The sequence below is a fragment of the Lactobacillus fornicalis genome, from assembly GCF_055362665.1.
Genome location: NZ_JBLTIM010000001.1, coordinates 1 through 17280, shown reverse-complemented (window position 1 = coordinate 17280; position 17280 = coordinate 1). Strand labels below are relative to the sequence as shown.

Sequence of the window (17280 nt, the reverse complement as noted above, 5' to 3'; positions counted from 1 at the left end):
AGGAGGACAAGCTTATGAAAAAATGGTATGACGAAGCAATTATTTATCAAATCTATCCCAAGTCCTTTCAAGACAGTAATAACGATGGAATTGGGGATTTACAAGGAATTAAACAGCGAATTCCATACTTAAAAAGACTAGGGATTAACACTATTTGGCTGAATCCTGTCTTTGTTTCGCCTCAAGTTGATAATGGCTATGATGTAGCTAATTATTTTGCAATTGATGAAAAGATGGGCACCATGGCGGATATGGAAGACTTAATTTCAACTCTTCACCAAAATGGTATCCGCATCATCATGGACTTTGTTTTAAATCATACATCAGACCAACATCCTTGGTTTAAAGATGCAATTGCTAATCCTAAAAGTATTTATCGCGACTATTACCTCTTTGCTGGAGAAAATGGACGTCGGCCAAATAATTGGGGTAGCTTTTTCGGTGGCAGTGTTTGGGAGCCAGATCCAAAAACGGGCCAATTTTATTTCCACTTGTTTGATAAACACATGCCTGATTTAAATTGGAAAAATCCAGGTGTGCGCAAGGCGATGCTTGATATCGCAGAATTTTGGTTAAAAAAGGGAATTGATGGCTTACGCTTAGACGCTTTTATTCACATTGCTAAAGCTGATTTTCGGCAAAACTATCCCGCTCCTGAGGGTCAAACTCCAGTAGCTGAACCATTTTTTGCCAACTTGCCAGAAGTAGTTCATTACTTGCGCCCATTTTGTAAGCAAATTAAACAGGATTATCCAGATTGTCTATTATTAGGCGAAGCTGCAAGTGCCAATGTTAATTTAGCTGCTACTTATACAGATCCGGAAAATAATTTACTAGACGCTGCAATTACTTTCCGCTGCTTTACTGAAGATGACAGTCAGCTTGATTCAGCTATTCCAGCCAATTATCAAGTTAAGCCCTTTGACTTTGAAGCTTTTAAATTAACCCAAATGGTCTGGCAGCAGACTTTAGCAGGAATTTCAAAGCCAGTTCTTTACTGGAGCAATCATGATATGAGTCGTTTGCGGACGCGGATTGCTAAAAATGACCTGCAAGCTAAAAGTTTAGCCATGCTTTTATATTTAGAGCGAGGGCTTCCAATTATTTATTATGGTGAAGAGTTAGGACTTAAGAATTTAGCCTTCCAGCAATTAGTTGATTTTAAAGATCAGACGGTTTTTGACTTTGCCAAAAAGGCAGAAAAGCAAGGATATAGTGAAGCTGAAATTTTAACGATGGTTTCGCGAACTCATAAAATGCCAGCTCGTGGAGTTATGCCTTGGAAAAAGACAGAAAATTATGGCTTTAGTAAACGCAAGCCTTGGCTAACTGGTAAAAAACAAGATGAGCATTTTGCAGAAGCTGAAATAGCCGATGCAGATAGCTTTTTCAACTTCTATCGTCAGCTGATTGCGTTAAAGAAGACGCCATTATTTATGGAAGGTAGTTATTACCTTCACCCAACTAGCAATAAGAGCTTTATTTATCAGCGTGATTTAGGCGATGAAAGTGCCTTAGTGGTAGTTAACTTAACTAATAAACCACTAAAAGTAATGACCAAATATCAAAAAGTCATTTTGAGCAATGGCCAATATAGTTTAAATGACAACGAATTACAGCTAGCACCATTTGCTGGCTTAGTTTTAAGGAGAGATTAAGATGCAAGAAGCAAGTTTACGACACAGACCAGAAAGTGAAGATTGTTTTGTAATTGATAAAACTCATCTTCGCTTACGTTTTCACACTGCCAAAGATGATGTGAAAAAAGTAATTGTTCATTATTTAGATAGTTACTATGATTTAAAAACTGCCCAAACAAAAGAAATGGAAAAAATCGGTAGTGGCCAAGTAGCTGAATACTACATGACAACATTAGAATTACCTTTGCATCGTTGCCAATATACTTTTGAAGTAGTGGGGGAAGATGGCAGTCACCTTATTTATGGTGATCGCGGAATTCGCGAATTTAATGATAGTAACTTATACGATTATGGTCAATTCTTTAAAGTTCCATATTTCCATGAAATTGATATGGCCAAAACTCCAGCTTGGGTTAAAGAAACTGTTTGGTATCAAATTTTCCCCGAGCGTTTTAATAATGGCGATAAAAGCAATGATCCAGTTGGCACTAAGCCATGGAATCCTAGTGATCACCCAGGCAGAGAAGACTACTATGGCGGTGACTTACAAGGAGTCTTAGATAAGCTTGATTATCTACAAAGTTTAGGTATTAACGGTTTGTATTTCTGTCCAATTTTTAAGGCTAGCTCTAATCATAAATACGATACTATCGACTATTTAGAAATTGATCCTGACTTTGGTGATAAGACGCTATTTAAAAAGTTAGTTGATGAAGCACACAAGCGTGGTATGCATGTCATGCTTGATGCTGTTTTTAATCACTTAGGAGATCAATCAAGACAATGGCAAGATGTGGTCCAAAATGGACGTAATTCTAAATACTTTAATTGGTTTCATATTAATAGATTGCCTGTTATGCCATTTACAGATCCCACTAAGGGTGAACAACTTCCACCGTATGATACTTTTGCGTTTGAAAAGCATATGCCAAAACTTAATACTGCAAATGAAGACGTTCAAAAGTATTTATTGAATATTGCAACTTATTGGGTAAAAGAATTCCATATTGATGCTTGGAGATTAGATGTTGCTAATGAAGTTGATCATCATTTTTGGAAAAAGTTTCACGTGGAACTTATGAATATAAATCCAGAATTTTATATCGTGGGGGAAGTTTGGCATTCAAGTCAACCGTGGCTTAATGGAGATGAATTTACAGGGGTAATGAATTATCCATATACCCAGCAAATCGAAGATCATTTTTTAACCAAGAAAATTAGTGCCAAGATGCTAACTGAGGTGCTCTTTGATCAGTTGATGTTATACCGCGATTGTGTCAACAGTGGCATGCTCAATATGCTTGATTCACATGATACGGCCCGTTTATTAACTTTAGCTGGTGACAATAAGGATAGAGCTTTATGTGCTTTAGCCTTTGAATTAGTGCAACCAGGTAGTCCATCTATTTATTATGGAACTGAAATGGCGATGACAGGTGGTAATGATCCAGATTGCCGCAAACCAATGGATTGGACAAAAGAAGGAGATTCATATTGGCAAAAAGTTCATGACTTAATTAAGTTTAGACGCAAGCATTCTACAGTTTTAAGTCGAAGTGATATTAAATTTGCAATCAAAGATGAATTAATCGTAATTAAACATGGTGAGATTACAGCTTACTTTAATACTTCTAATCATGAAGTAGAAATTACTAAAAAATGTAGTGTAAGTAATGGTTATCAAAATGGTGTTTTGAGTCCTAATGGTTATATTTTGTGCGAATGATATCGGTAACAGGAACCTGATACCGGTAACAATAGGAGACACTGTTGTAAAGCGCTTACAAATGACATACAATATAGTTAGTTAGAATAAATCACCAGAAAGTGGTGGGAGAAAATTATGAAAAGAATTTTTGAAATTAACCCTTGGAATATTACAACTCATAATTTTCCAAAGGAGGATATGCGCTTAGCAGAGAGCATAACTTCAATTGGAAATGATTATATGGGAATGCGTGGAAATTTTGAAGAAGGCTACAGTGGTGATAGTTTATCTGGTACCTATTTAGCTGGAGTTTGGTTTCCTGATAAGACTAGAGTTGGTTGGTGGAAAAATGGGTACCCTGAATATTTCGGTAAAAGTATTAATGCCCCTAGTTTTATTGGAATACAAATTTTAGTTGATGGTGAAAAAGTTGATTTGGCAAAGTGTGACTTTTCTGATTATTATCAGAATTTAGACATGCATCAAGGTTTGCTTACTAGAAGTTATATTTACCATGGTAAGAGTGATATCAAGTTTACTTTTGAACGCTTTTTGAGTAATAAGATTCAAGAAGCAGCTTTGATTAAGCTTAAAGCACAAGTGTTAAAAGGTAGCGCAAAGCTTGCATTCATTAGTACTTTAGATGGCAATGTTGTTAATGAAGATAGCAACTATGAAGAACACTTCTGGAAGCCCATTCTTGAAGACGAAAATGAAAAGTGCATTCAATTAATTACTAAAGAAAATCCTTTCCAAGTTCCTCAATTTACAGTTTTATTGAAACAAAACTTGCAGGTAAATGGTGAGAGGGTTCATGGTGAAGTTCAAACTGAAGCAGGCTATTTAGCAGAAAAAGTTACAACGAAGCTAAACTCTGGTGAAGAATATGAACTTGAAAAAGATGTAATTGTTATTACCAGTCGCGATGTTGCACCAGATGAACAACTAGAGCGAGCAGATATATTAATGCATGAGCTTTGTGAGCACAGTTTTGCAGAAAACTTAGCTGAGCATGAAGCAATCTGGAAAAAGCGCTGGAATAAGAGTGATGTTCAAATTAAGGGTTCAGATGAAGCTCAACAAGGTATTCGCTTTAATATCTTCCAATTATTCATGACATATTATGGTCAAGATGCTCGTTTGAATATTGGTCCTAAAGGTTTTACTGGAGAAAAATATGGTGGTGCTACTTATTGGGATACTGAAGCTTATATCATTCCAATGTACTTGGCAATAACACCTGAAGCAGTAACGCGTGCTTTGCTTGAATATCGCCACCGGCAATTGCCAGGAGCATATCACAATGCTAAAGAGCAAGGATTAAAAGGCGCCTTATTCCCAATGGTAACTTTCAATGGTATTGAATGTCACAATGAATGGGAAATTACCTTTGAAGAAATTCACCGGAATGCCGATATACCTTTTGCAATTTATCAATATACTGAATACACCGGCGATGAAAGTTATGTTCAAGATGAAGGTATGGATGTCTTAGTTGGTACTGCAAGATTTTGGGCTGATCGGGTTCATTATTCTAAGCGCAAGCACAAGTACATGATTCACGGAGTCACTGGTCCAAATGAATACGAAAACAATGTCAACAATAACTGGTTTACTAACAAAATGGCAAGCTGGCTTTTAGCTTACACACTTGAAAGGTTGCCTAAGGCAAAACCAGAAGCATTGAAGCGCTTAGCTGTTAGTGAAGAAGAAAAGGCTCACTGGCAAGATATCGTTGATAATATGTACTTCCCTGAAGATAAGAAACTAGGCATTTTTGTTCAACATGATACTTTCCTTGATAAAGATATTCGCCCAGTTAGCACAATCCCAACTGGTGAGCGTCCAATTAATCAACATTGGTCTTGGGATAAGATTTTACGTTCACCATTTATTAAACAAGCAGATGTTTTACAAGGAATCTATTTCTTGAATAATCACTTTACTAAAGAACAAAAAGAAAAGAACTTCGATTTCTATGAGCCATTAACAGTACATGAAAGTTCATTAAGTGCATGTATTCATGCAATTTTAGCAGCAGAACTTGGTAAGCAAGAAAAAGCAGTTGAGCTTTATCAAAGAACTGCTCGTCTTGATTTAGATAACTACAATAATGACACTAGTGACGGTTTACATATCACTTCAATGTCAGGTAGCTGGCTAGCAATTGTGCAAGGCTTTGCTGGTATGCGCTACTACAATGATGAGTTAAGCTTTAAGCCATTTGTTCCAAGGCAGTGGCAAGGATATAGCTTCAAGATGAATTATCGTGGTCGTTTGTTAGAGGTAGCTGTAAATGATGAAGTTAAATTAAGATTGCTTTCTGGTCCAAGCTTAAAGGTGAAGGTTTATGACCAAGAAGTTTTGCTGGAAGAGGGGCAAGAAAAATGCTTAAAGGCTTAATTTTTGACCTTGATGGTGTCATCACCGACTCAGCTCGCTATCACTTAGCAGCTTGGAGAGCGCTAGCCGAAGAATTGGGGATTAACTTACCTGATAAGGCGAGCGATGAATTGCGTGGACTAGCGAGAATGGATTCACTTGAACTAATTCTCCGCTATGGCCATCAAGAAAATAAGTATTCATTAACGCAAAAAGAGGCCTTAGCAGCTAAGAAGAATGCGGCTTATCAACAGGCAATTAAGCAAATGACTCAAGCAGACATCTTGCCAGGGATTTCTAAATTGCTTGAACAAGCACATACTCAAGGCTTGAAAATGGCAATTGCATCGGCTTCAATGAATGCCCCAACGATTTTGAAGCAGTTAGGCTTGCTAGAACAGTTTGATGCAATTGTTGATCCAAAAACTTTAACTCATGGCAAACCGAATCCAGAAATTTATCAAAAAGCTCAGGCCTTACTAGGGCTTAAAGCTGATGAAGTTATTAGTTTTGAAGATGCAGCAAGTGGTATTGCTGCGATTAAAGCTGCTAATCAATTTGCAGTTGGAATTGGCAATCATCAAGTTTTAAAACAAGCGGATTTAGTGGTTATTGATACTAGCGAGTTAGACCTAGCAAAAATCATTGCAATATTTAATAGTAAGAAAGTAGGTTAATGCAAATGGTTGAAATTAACTTAAACCATATTTATAAAAAATATCCTGATGCAGAAAATTATTCAGTAACAGACTTTTACTTACATATCAAAAATCAAGAATTTATTGTTTTTGTTGGGCCTTCTGGTTGTGGGAAGTCTACTACTTTAAGAATGATTGCTGGACTAGAGGATATTAGTAAAGGAACTTTAGAAATTGGTGGCAAGGTCATGAATGATGTTGCTCCAAAAGATCGCAATATTGCGATGGTTTTCCAAAACTATGCCTTGTACCCTCATATGAGTGTTTATGACAATATGGCGTTTGGCTTGAAACTGCGTCACTATTCAAAAGAAGAAATTGATAAAAAGGTCAAAAGTGCAGCAGAAGTTTTAGGATTAGCACATTTACTTGATAGAAAACCTGCAGCACTTTCAGGTGGTCAACGTCAGCGTGTAGCACTGGGACGTGCAATTGTGCGAGATGCTCCAATCTTTTTGATGGATGAACCATTAAGTAACTTGGATGCCAAACTTAGAGTGTCAATGAGAGCAGAAATTGCCAAATTGCACCAAAACTTGAAGACTACAACTATTTATGTCACTCACGACCAGACTGAAGCGATGACTTTGGCTGACCGAATTGTCATTATGTGTGACGGTAAAATCCAGCAAATTGGTACTCCTCAAGAAGTTTACAACCATCCAATTAATCAATTTGTTGCTGGCTTTATTGGTTCACCTCAAATGAATTTCTTCGATGTTATCTACAAAGATGGCAAGTTTAGCGATGGCAAGGGCTTAGTCTTAGAAGTGCCAGAAGGACGCGCTAAGCAACTTGAACAAGCTGGCTATAATGGCAAGAAAGTTATCTTTGGTATTCGTCCTGAAGATATTCACTCAGAAGGAGCCTTCCTTGAAACTTGGCCTAAGAGTGCAGTTAAGGCTAAAGTTGTCGTATCTGAACTTTTAGGCGCTACTAGTCAACTTTATTTGAATGTTGATGGTACTGAATTTGTTGGGATTGTGAATGCCAGAGACTTTCATTCACCTGGTCAAGAAGTAACTGTTGGTTTTGATGTAAACAAGGGTCACTTCTTTGATAGTGATACTAAAAAGGCAATTTTTACTAAATAAAGTAAGCGCTTAAAGGAGGTGCTGCCAAAATGACACCATGGTGGAAAAATGCGGTTGTTTATCAAATTTATCCCAAATCATTTCAAGATAGTAATGGGGATGGCATTGGGGATTTACGAGGGATTATTAACCGTTTAGATTATTTAGAAGAATTGGGTATCGATGCAATTTGGTTATGTCCAATTTATAAATCACCTGGCGCCGATAATGGATATGATATTGCAGACTATGAAGCAATTGATGGACAGTTTGGCACAATGGTTGACTTGGACGAATTAATCCAAAAAGCTCGTCATCATCATATTCGGATTGTGATGGATTTAGTTGTGAATCATACGTCTGATGAACACCAATGGTTTGTTGAGTCACGTAAAAGTCGTGAAAACCCGTACCGCGATTTTTATGTCTGGCGTGATAAGCCAAATAATTTAACATCAGCATTCTCAGGTAGTGCATGGCAATATGATGAAAAAACTAAGCAGTACTACTTACACTTATTTGCAAAAAAACAACCAGATTTAAATTGGAAAAATCCTAAGCTTCGTCAAAAAGTATATGACATGATGAATTTTTGGATTGATAAAGGTATAGCTGGTTTTCGAATGGATGTGATTGAGTGCATTGGCAAAGAGCCAGATCAAGAAATTACTGCAAATGGTCCCCATCTTCATGAATATTTGCAAGAAATGAATCGTGAAACTTTTGGCAAAAAAGATTTCCTAACTGTGGGTGAAACTTGGAGTGCCAGTTTGGCAGATGCTAAAAAATACATTGATCCAAAACGCCATGAATTATCAATGGTTTTTCAATTTGAGGCTAATAGCTTAGATCAAGTTGGCGCTAGCAAGTGGAATCTGAAAAAGCCAGACCTGGCAGAATTAAAAGCAGTTTTGATTAAATGGCAGAAAAATTTGGCTTGGAATAGCTTATTTTGGGAAAATCACGACATTCCAAGAGTAATTTCACGTTTCGGTGATGATGGAAAATATCGTGTGGAATCTGCCAAGATGTTTGCAATTATGCTTCATTTGTTAAAGGGAACGCCATACATTTTCAATGGCGAAGAAATTGGAATGACCAATTGCCCGGTCGAATCAATTGATGACGTTAATGATATTGAAAGTCGCAATATGTATTTTGCAGGCTTGAAAGCAGGTAAGAGTAAGGCAGAATTGTTGCGTGCAATTAATGCTAAGGGACGCGATAATGCTAGAACACCAATGCAGTGGGATGACACGGCTAATGCCGGCTTTACTGCTGGTAAACCTTGGCTACATGTAAATTCCAACTATCGGAAAATTAATGTAAAAAAGTGTCTAGCTGATAAAAATTCAATCTTTTACACTTACCAAAAATTAATTCAATTGCGTCATCAAGATCGAATCGTAGTTGATGGCGACTTTAAAGTCGTTGAAACTAGCGACAAAATCTTCGCGTATGAAAGAGTTTTAGGTGATGAAAAATGGTTAGTAGTATGTAATTTAACTGAGGAAAAAGCCGTTTTTTCATCTGAACAAAAAATACAAAAAAATTTAATTAGTAATTATCCAGCAAGAAACTCATTACAAGAAATAACTTTGAAGCCGTTTGAGGCCTTTGCTTGTAAAGTAACTTGTTAATTGAGTAAGGAGGAAATGAATATGAAAATTTGGAAGAAATTAGCTCTTGCTACAGCAGCTTTAGCAATGGTTGGTACATTGTCAGCTTGCTCAAGTAATAAATCTACCTCATCGACTAGTAATAAAAATCAATTAACCTTGTGGGTTGATACTGAACAAGTACCTTACTATAAGACAATTGCTAAAGATTTTGAAAAGAGCCATAAAGGAATAAAAGTTCGCGTTACTCAAAGTCCAAATGGATCAGCTAATGCTAAGACTGATGTGGGTAAAGACCCAAGTAAAGCTGCAGATGTTTTTGAAGTGCCAAATGACCAATTAGGCCAAATGGCAGAAGCAGGTTACATTAACCCACTTTCACCATCTGATACTAAGAATATTAAGAACAACTACATTGAAACTGCATATAAAGGCGTGGAATGGAAGAACAAGGTTTATGCATATCCATATGCTCAACAAGCTCAAACCATTTACTACAACAAGAGTAAGTTATCAGAAAACGATGTTAAGGATTGGGACACTTTAACTAGCAAGGGTGTTGTTGCAACTGACTTCACTAATGCTTATGTAATGTGGCCAGTATTCTTCAGCGCTGGTACTAAGTTATTTGGTGATAATGGTGAAACATTAAAAGGTTCAACGTTTAACTCACAAGAAGGTGTTAATGCCTTAACTTGGTTTGCAGAACAAAAGAAAAACAAGAACGTTATGCAAACTTCTAACGCTTTAAACCAATTGAAGAAAGGTAAGGCTGCTGCTATTTTAGATGGTCCTTGGAACGCTGCTAACATTAAGAAGATTTTGGGTAAGAACTTTGCAGTTGCCAAATACCCAACTATCACTGTTGGTGGTAAGAAAGTTCAAATGGAAGCATTCTTAGGAATTGAAGGCTTTGCTATTAACTCACATACTGCTAACGCTAAGGCTAGTGCCCAACTTGCAGCATATATCACTAACAAGAAGGCTCAATTAATTGCTCATGATAAAGCTGGCCAAATCCCTGTATTAAAGGCAGCTATTAATTCAAGCGATGTTAAGAGTGATAGTGTTGCAGAAGCTGTAATCGAAATGGCTAAGCCTGGTAACAGTGTTTTGATGCCTAAGATGGCACAAATGGCTACTTTCTGGGACGGTGCAGCTCCATTAATTAGTGGTGCTTACGATGGCAAGATTAAGCCAGCACAATACAAGGCACAACTTGATAAGTTAGCTAAAAAGATTGAAAAGAAATAGTAATTGCTAAGTGAGAAGATGGATTAATAGCCATCTTTTTACTTAAAAAGGAGAAAGCTATGTTTAAGAGAAAAAATCATCTACCTCCAACAGCCACCTTTAAAGAAGTGTGGTCTAAAGGAGATGCTATAACTAAATGTTCATTTTTCATTATGGGTCTAAATGCCTTAAAACATGGTCAATGGGCTAAAGGACTTTCATTACTACTTAGTGAAATCGTCTTCTTTGCTTGGATTGGTTTAACTGGTTTTAGCTCAATCAAAGCTTTGTCAAACTTAGGGCTAATTAAGAAAAAGCAAGTTATTTACGATGCAAGTCAAGGTGTTTATGTCACTAAACAACCTGATAGTTCAGTTTTAATTTTGTTATTTGGTTTATTAGCTTTAATGGTAGTGATGGGCTTCATTTGGCTTTATATCATTAATCTTCGTTCTGTTAGAAAAAATTATGTTTTAAAGCGTGATCATCAACATATTTTGACCAACAAAGAAGAGATTGCCAACTTATTCGATGAACGTTTGCACGCTACCTTGATGACAATTCCAGTTTTAGGGATTTTTCTCTTTACGATTTTGCCAACGGTCTTTATGATTTCGATGGCTTTTACCAACTATGATCGCCAGCATCCAATTGGTTTTTCATGGACCGGCTTTAAAGCATTTGGCAATGTCTTAAGTGGTGACTTAGCTGGAACATTCTTCCCAGTCCTTGGTTGGACCTTGATTTGGGCCGTAGCTGCCACTGCTACAACATTTTTCTTTGGTGTTTTATTAGCTTTACTAATTGAATCTAAAGGCATTAAACATAAAGGCTTCTGGAGAACTATTTTTGTCCTTGTTTGGGCGGTACCACAATTTGTTTCACTCTTGATGATGGCACAATTTTTAGATTATCAAGGTGCGTTTAATGCAATTTTGATGAACTTACATTTAATTTCAAGTCCCTTACACTTTATTGATAACCAAGCAGCTCCATGGGTTGCAAGAATTACTGTTATCTTTGTAAATATGTGGATTGGGATTCCAGTATCAATGCTAGTTTCAACAGCGATTATTCAGAATTTGCCACAAGACCAAGTTGAAGCAGCTAAAATTGATGGTGCTAATGCGATTCAAATTTTTAAATCAATTACATTCCCTCAAATTCTTTTCGTAATGGCTCCATCACTAATTCAACAATTCATTGGTAACATTAACAACTTTAACGTAATTTACTTGTTAACTGGTGGTGCACCAATGAACAATAACTACAATGGTGCTGGTTCAACTGACCTTTTGGTAACTTGGTTATATAACTTAACCTTTGGACAAGAACAAAGATACAATGCTTCAGCGGTTTTAGGTATCTTGATCTTTATTTTAAGTGCGACTGTATCATTAATAGCATATCGTCGTACGAATGCATTTAAGGAGGGTTAAACATGAAATCATATACAGCACAGAGAAGACTTTCATTAATCTTCCGTTATGCATTACTGATAATCTTATCTATATTATGGATTTTGCCAATTGTGTGGATTGTCTTAGCTAGTTTTTCTTATAATGATACCGGCTTTGTTTCAACTTTTTGGCCAGAAAAATTTACTTTGCAAAACTACATTGGAATTTTTACCAATCCACAATATCCATTTGGTAACTGGATAATTAATACCTTAATTATTTCAATTACTTCGGCGATTATCTCAACATTTATTACAATTTCAGTTGCTTATGTTTTATCACGTTTACGTTTTAAATTAAGAAAGCCTTTTTTACAAATTGCCTTAGTTTTAGGGATGTTCCCTGGCTTTATGGCTATGATTGCCTTGTATTACATCTTAAAAGGTCTTAATATGTTAAATCTTGGTGGTTTGCTCTTAGTTTATGTTGGTGGAGCTGGTCTTGGATTCTATGTTGCCAAGGGATTCTTTGATACAATTCCTCGTGCAATTGATGAAGCGGCTGAAATTGACGGTGCTACTAAATGGCAAGTATTTTGGAACATCGGATTACCTTTATCTAGACCGATGATTGTTTATACAGCTTTAACTGCTTTTATTGGCCCATGGGTTGACTTCATTTTCTCAGGTATTATTCTTTCAACTTCAGGAAATGCCAAGACTTATACCATTGCTTATGGTTTATACAACATGGTTCACAACAGTAAAGGTGCATCAACTACTTACTTTGCTCAATTCATCGCTGGTTGTGTTATCATAGCAATTCCTATTACTATTTTGTTTATCTTTATGCAAAAATTCTATGTTAACGGAATTACTGCAGGTGCAGATAAGGGATAAGCTAGAATTTATTCAAATAAAAATGCTCTATCTAGTCGATAGGGCATTTTTTGCTTTATTTAATTTGGTTAAAAATAGTCAAAAAATAATGGGCTAAATGATTAGCACCAATTTCTTTTAGGAAGCTAATAGTTTTGATGATTTTTTGCTCGTTAGTTTGATTATGATATTCAGCTAGTTGATTTAAGAAGTGGCGACCAATAATGAGCTGCATATCGCGTTCTTTGAAAGTTAGAGTGTTTAACTTATCTAAGATTTTTTGAGCGTATTTAAAATTATTAGCCTTAAAAAGAGCAATAACAGCTTCAAATAAAGTAGTAATTGCAAAATAAAAAGTGTCATTTCCTGCAGTTTGAATAAAATCTAAATGCTCAATTACTTGATAACTTACTTGGTAAATAATGCGAGGGCTAAGAACGTTGATAATTGTTCGAAAAAGTGAAAGATTCTCTTGTCCCCAAACTGACAAATGTGAGAGCTCTTTGTTTAACAGGTTCTGATTAGAAATCGACAAGAGATTTTTACGGCTTAAGTTGTAGTATAAGCTAGCGCAAATAGCAGCATAGTTTAAGTCAATGAGCTTTTGGCTAGTTTGAAACTTTGCTAGGGCGGTGGTAGTTAATTGTTGCAGTTTGGCTTGATCTTTTGTCAGCCAGGCTCTTTCTAGATCTTGAGAAAGGTCATCTGGTTGATTTAACCCTGATAATGCTAAGAATTCGGCTGGTGTTAGATTAATTCTCTCAAGTAATTCAATTACCTTTTCAAAATCCATCTTGCCTTGGCCATTTTCCCAGCGTGAGAGCATTGAGACTGAGCAGATGCCATTGGCCACTTGACTTAAAGTGATATTCTGCATCTTTCGTAATTTTTTAAAAGTAAAATTCATTTTTATTCTCCTTGTTTTTATCATATATGCAAAAAGTAGAAAAAGCTAAGAATTGATTTTGCTTTAATGCAAATAAAGATATAAGGAGGAAACAAAATGGTAAGACAATCTCAAAAACAACTCCTATTAGCTGTCTCAAGCTTAGGAATTGGCAATTTAGCTAGTTCAATTTTTTCTTTTTGCCTGAGTCTTTATACGTTGCAAAAAACAGGGTCAAGCTTAGTTTTTTCAACAATTTTGTTAATAAACCCCGCAATTAAGCTTTTATTTACACCATTAGTTGGTTATACAGTAGATAAATATCATCACAAGAAAATTGCCATTGGAGCGCAACTAATAAGTATTGTTTTAGATGTGATTTTTCTAAGCTTAATCGAATTACTAAGTTTGAATGGTCAAATTTTATTAATTGCTTTAACAGTAATTGGTTTATCTTTAGCTGATTGTTTTCAAGAAACAAGCTATAAGGCTTCAACTAAATCATTTGTTGCTGAAAAATATCGTCAAAAATTAATTGGCTATGAACAAGTTGTCATAGCAGGGACGGCAATTTTAGCTCCGATTTTAGGTGGGGTAGTTTTTAGCTGGCTAGAGCTTAATTGGGTGACTATTATTGAATTAATTGGAGAAGTAGTTTCGCTGCTACTAATTAGTATGATTGATTTTTATTTGGTTGAGCAGCGCCAAGGTAGTCACTTATCTTCTATAAAAGAATCATTTAAAGCTGGTATCAATTATATTAGACAAGATAAGAACTTGTTAGGCCTATTACTTTTTGCGGTCTTTGCTAATTTCTCTTTAGGAGCAATTGAAGTGGGGCTACCAGTAATTATGGTGAAACAGCTAAAATTAGGATCTGAATTATACGGGATGACTACAAGTTGTTTAGCAATTGGGATGCTAGTAGCTAGTTTATTTCTTGGTAAGCTTAGCTTAAATGGAGCTTATTTAGGATTTACTGGAAGAAATGGCGTAGTATTAGCTGTAATTTTTGCTATTTTTGCTTTTATTGGGCTAGTTAGGAATCCTTATTTAGTAGTTTTTACTTTTGGTTTAGGGATGTTTTTAATTGGTAGTATTTTAACGATGTCGAATTTTCCTTTTGCGATGTATTTAAGAACTCAAATAGCAGAAGAGTATCAAGGACGAGTGGGTTCAACTATGAGTAGTTTAGTTAGTTTGTTATCACCAATTTCTTTTGCTACTTTTGGTTTATTATTTAACACTTTAGCTAGTTTATGGATTTTTAGCTTTTGCGGGGTAATTTTACTAATTGATAGTCTTTTCTTACTAAAAAATAAACACACCTCTTAGCGGGGTGTGTTTTTCTTATTAGCAAAAATTAGAATTATTAAGAAGTTAAGTAGTAAGGTAAAGCCTGTTACCCAAAAGACTGCTTCATAATTTGCAAAGCCAGAAATTCCAGAACCTAGAAGAGATCCTAAGACAGCGCCGATAGCTTGGAAAGATTGGTTATAACTGAAAATTCTACCAAAACTTTCACTTGGCGTGTTTAAAGTTAAGACGGTTTGTGCAGCGGGCATCATAGCAGCACTAGCAATGCCGAGTAAAAATCTTAATCCAGCTAAGATCCAAGGAGAGTTTGTAAGTGCCATAGGTGCAAATAAGATAGCGCCGATGATTAATCCTAGGCGCAAGACTTTTAGTGGGCCTATTTCATCCATTTTATGGCCGATTTTTGATGCAGCTACCATTGTTCCGAGCCCTGGAGTTGCAGCCACAATTCCGGCAATTAGGGCGACGCTCTTGCTCCCTGGCATCATGGACTTAACATATAATGAAACAATTGGATCAATCGACATTGTTGCTGACTGAACCAGCATGGTTGTAATAAACATCGCAACAATTAACTGGATACTAGGTAAAGAAGCCATAATTTCTTGCATAGGTTTCATTTTTTCGCGTGAAACCGGGGTAAAGTGTTCTTTTACAAAGAAAGTTGTACTTAAAAATACCATAAACATTAGAAAACCTGTAATGAAAAATGGAATGCGATAGCCCCAAGCACCACCTAGTAAATTCCCGAAAAAGCTTGAAAGAGCACCACCAAGTAGAGGTCCAACTAAGTTGCCAGCAGTACCAGCAGTCATCATTTGACTCATGACCCAGCCACTTTTTTCATGGGGCGTTTCACCAGCCATCAGTGCAGTCGCGTTATTAATATAACCTGAAAAAGATCCTTGAATAAAGCGCATAATTACAATGTATATTGCATTGGGTGCTAGTCCAGTTAAAGTGATTGTTAATGCCATAACACCACTGGCTCTCATGCACATTAATCGACGACCTTTTTGGTCAGCTAGGCTTCCCCAAAATGGTGAAACAATTGCTTGAGCGATAAAGGTCATAGCAAAAGCTAAGCCAGAATAAAGATTGATTTCTAATTTGCTATAGTTACCTAAATCTGAAATAAATAATGAAATAAAAGGCATGGTCATTGAATATCCCATACCGGTAATAAATGAACCTAGCCATAGGGTATAGAATGAACGATGCCAATTTTTAGATAAATCTGAAATATCTTTTGACATAATTTAGCTCCTTAAATTGGTTTTATTAACAGTTTAACACTGCTATTTATAATTAATTGAAGAAAAAGATGAATTAGTGTTTATTATTGATATTTTGTGCTAGCATATTTTGAAAGAAAGGGTGATTTTATGGGCGAAAAAATTACTAGAGAAGAATATCAAAGAGAAAAAGTTTATGGGCAAAAATATAAGCTTAATTTTTGGAATATTTGGACTGATCGCCCATATATTTCTGTAGCAATTGTTGTTTCTATAATAATTACCTTATTTACCCGTTGGTATTTAGGAACGGTATTAATTTTATTAGTTACAGCAATTGGAATTTATATTATTGGGCGTAGCCATCATCCGAATCGGGTATTGAGCATTGAATTTCATTTAAAAGCATCTAGACAACTCAGCATACTAAAAAGTTTACAAATGGGTGCGAGTGTTTTAATGTTTTTAGCTACATATATGAGAAAAGTTGTTAGTGTAGATTTTACTAGTGCAGGCACTCAAGATGGTTTGCAAACGATTCAAGGAATTTTATCTAATACGGGAAAATATGGTCAACAAGGTTCATATATTTTAAGCTTACTTAATACAGTAACAGGAGGATCTTTTTGGGGAACATATAGGTATGCTTCAAATACCTCTCAATTTATGAATGACCCAGCTGGTTTGATGATTATTTTGTGGATCTTTTTATTAATGGTTGCTCCGGCTATCTGTGTCTTGTCTAATTTCTTTAAAGAGCCATATTCAAGACGAGCTTCTTTAATTGGTGGAATAGTATCATTGGTTAGTTTCGCTATTACTCCTAAAGTAATGGATTTTTTAATCAATAAGTATGCGCAAGATCAAAATATTAGCGTGCGCAATGCATTAAGCGTAGGAGAAATGGCATACGTAGCAATTGCTTGTGCTTTGATAGTTTTAGTAATTGCGATTTATAGAAATTATAAAAAAGATAATTTTTAATAGAGAAAAGCCTTGAGTTTCATTGATACTTAAGACTTTTTTGTTTTATGCTAAAAAAATTCAAAAAAAGTTTTATAAAAAAATGACATAAAATAAGCTAAATACGAACTATATTTACAACGTTTAGGTTTTTAAAGTTGAATAGTTTGGTAAAAATAACATATTTTTTATAAAAAGTTGCAAAGTATTTAAAGATTTATCAAAATACGAACAAAAAAGAAAGTTTG

The 17280-nt window shown here is 35.7% G+C and carries 13 protein-coding genes; 11 read left to right on the top strand and 2 right to left on the bottom strand.

Annotated elements, in window-relative coordinates:
• Positions 1-14 precede the first annotated feature (14 nt).
• The 9 genes from ACNDLV_RS00065 to ACNDLV_RS00025 all read left to right on the top strand — a co-directional run bounded on the left by ACNDLV_RS00065 (position 15) and on the right by ACNDLV_RS00025 (position 12652).
• A complete protein-coding gene (locus tag ACNDLV_RS00065; protein ID WP_006585986.1) occupies positions 15-1658 on the top strand; it encodes an alpha-glucosidase in 1644 nt (547 codons plus the stop codon).
• A gap of 1 nt (position 1659) precedes the next feature.
• Positions 1660-3366, top strand: a complete 1707-nt coding sequence (locus ACNDLV_RS00060) for a glycoside hydrolase family 13 protein (protein WP_006585985.1) — start codon at positions 1660-1662, stop codon at positions 3364-3366.
• A 117-nt stretch (positions 3367-3483) separates the two neighbouring features.
• A complete protein-coding gene (locus ACNDLV_RS00055) occupies positions 3484-5751 on the top strand; it encodes a glycoside hydrolase family 65 protein (protein WP_006585984.1) in 2268 nt (755 codons plus the stop codon).
• Entirely contained in the window at positions 5736-6407 is a 672-nt protein-coding gene (pgmB, locus tag ACNDLV_RS00050; RefSeq protein WP_006585983.1) for a beta-phosphoglucomutase, read from the top strand. Before ACNDLV_RS00055 ends, pgmB begins: the two co-directional genes overlap by 16 nt.
• A gap of 5 nt (positions 6408-6412) precedes the next feature.
• Complete coding sequence (locus ACNDLV_RS00045; RefSeq protein WP_048588364.1) at positions 6413-7522, top strand: ABC transporter ATP-binding protein; 1110 nt, start codon at positions 6413-6415, stop codon at positions 7520-7522.
• Positions 7523-7551: 29 nt separating this feature from the next.
• Positions 7552-9141, top strand: coding sequence for a glycoside hydrolase family 13 protein (locus ACNDLV_RS00040; RefSeq protein WP_006585981.1), 1590 nt, complete (start codon positions 7552-7554; stop codon positions 9139-9141).
• 21 nt (positions 9142-9162) lie between these two features.
• A complete protein-coding gene (locus tag ACNDLV_RS00035) occupies positions 9163-10374 on the top strand; it encodes an extracellular solute-binding protein (protein WP_022091344.1) in 1212 nt (403 codons plus the stop codon).
• Between the two features lie 59 nt (positions 10375-10433).
• The gene (locus ACNDLV_RS00030; protein ID WP_006587501.1) at positions 10434-11792 is read left to right on the top strand and encodes a carbohydrate ABC transporter permease; all 1359 of its coding nucleotides are present in this window, start codon (positions 10434-10436) and stop codon (positions 11790-11792) included.
• 2 nt (positions 11793-11794) lie between these two features.
• On the top strand, positions 11795-12652 hold the full coding sequence (locus tag ACNDLV_RS00025; protein WP_006585978.1) for a sugar ABC transporter permease: 858 nt from the start codon (positions 11795-11797) through the stop codon (positions 12650-12652).
• 55 nt (positions 12653-12707) lie between these two features.
• Here the strand turns inward: ACNDLV_RS00025 and ACNDLV_RS00020 are convergent, their stop codons facing one another.
• A complete protein-coding gene (locus ACNDLV_RS00020) occupies positions 12708-13538 on the bottom strand; it encodes a helix-turn-helix domain-containing protein (protein ID WP_022091343.1) in 831 nt (276 codons plus the stop codon).
• Positions 13539-13634: 96 nt separating this feature from the next.
• Between ACNDLV_RS00020 and ACNDLV_RS00015 the strand changes: the two genes are divergently transcribed.
• Positions 13635-14852 (top strand): MFS transporter, encoded by a 1218-nt coding sequence (locus ACNDLV_RS00015; protein WP_006585976.1) that lies wholly within the window; start codon positions 13635-13637, stop codon positions 14850-14852.
• Here ACNDLV_RS00015 and ACNDLV_RS00010 read toward each other — a convergent pair.
• A complete protein-coding gene (locus tag ACNDLV_RS00010; RefSeq protein WP_006585975.1) occupies positions 14849-16090 on the bottom strand; it encodes an MFS transporter in 1242 nt (413 codons plus the stop codon). The genes ACNDLV_RS00015 and ACNDLV_RS00010 overlap by 4 nt on opposite strands.
• Positions 16091-16219: 129 nt before the next feature.
• Here ACNDLV_RS00010 and ACNDLV_RS00005 point away from each other — a divergent pair, with 129 nt between their 5' ends.
• A complete protein-coding gene (locus tag ACNDLV_RS00005) occupies positions 16220-17053 on the top strand; it encodes a hypothetical protein (RefSeq protein ID WP_022091339.1) in 834 nt (277 codons plus the stop codon).
• The last annotated feature ends 227 nt before the right edge of the window (positions 17054-17280 follow it).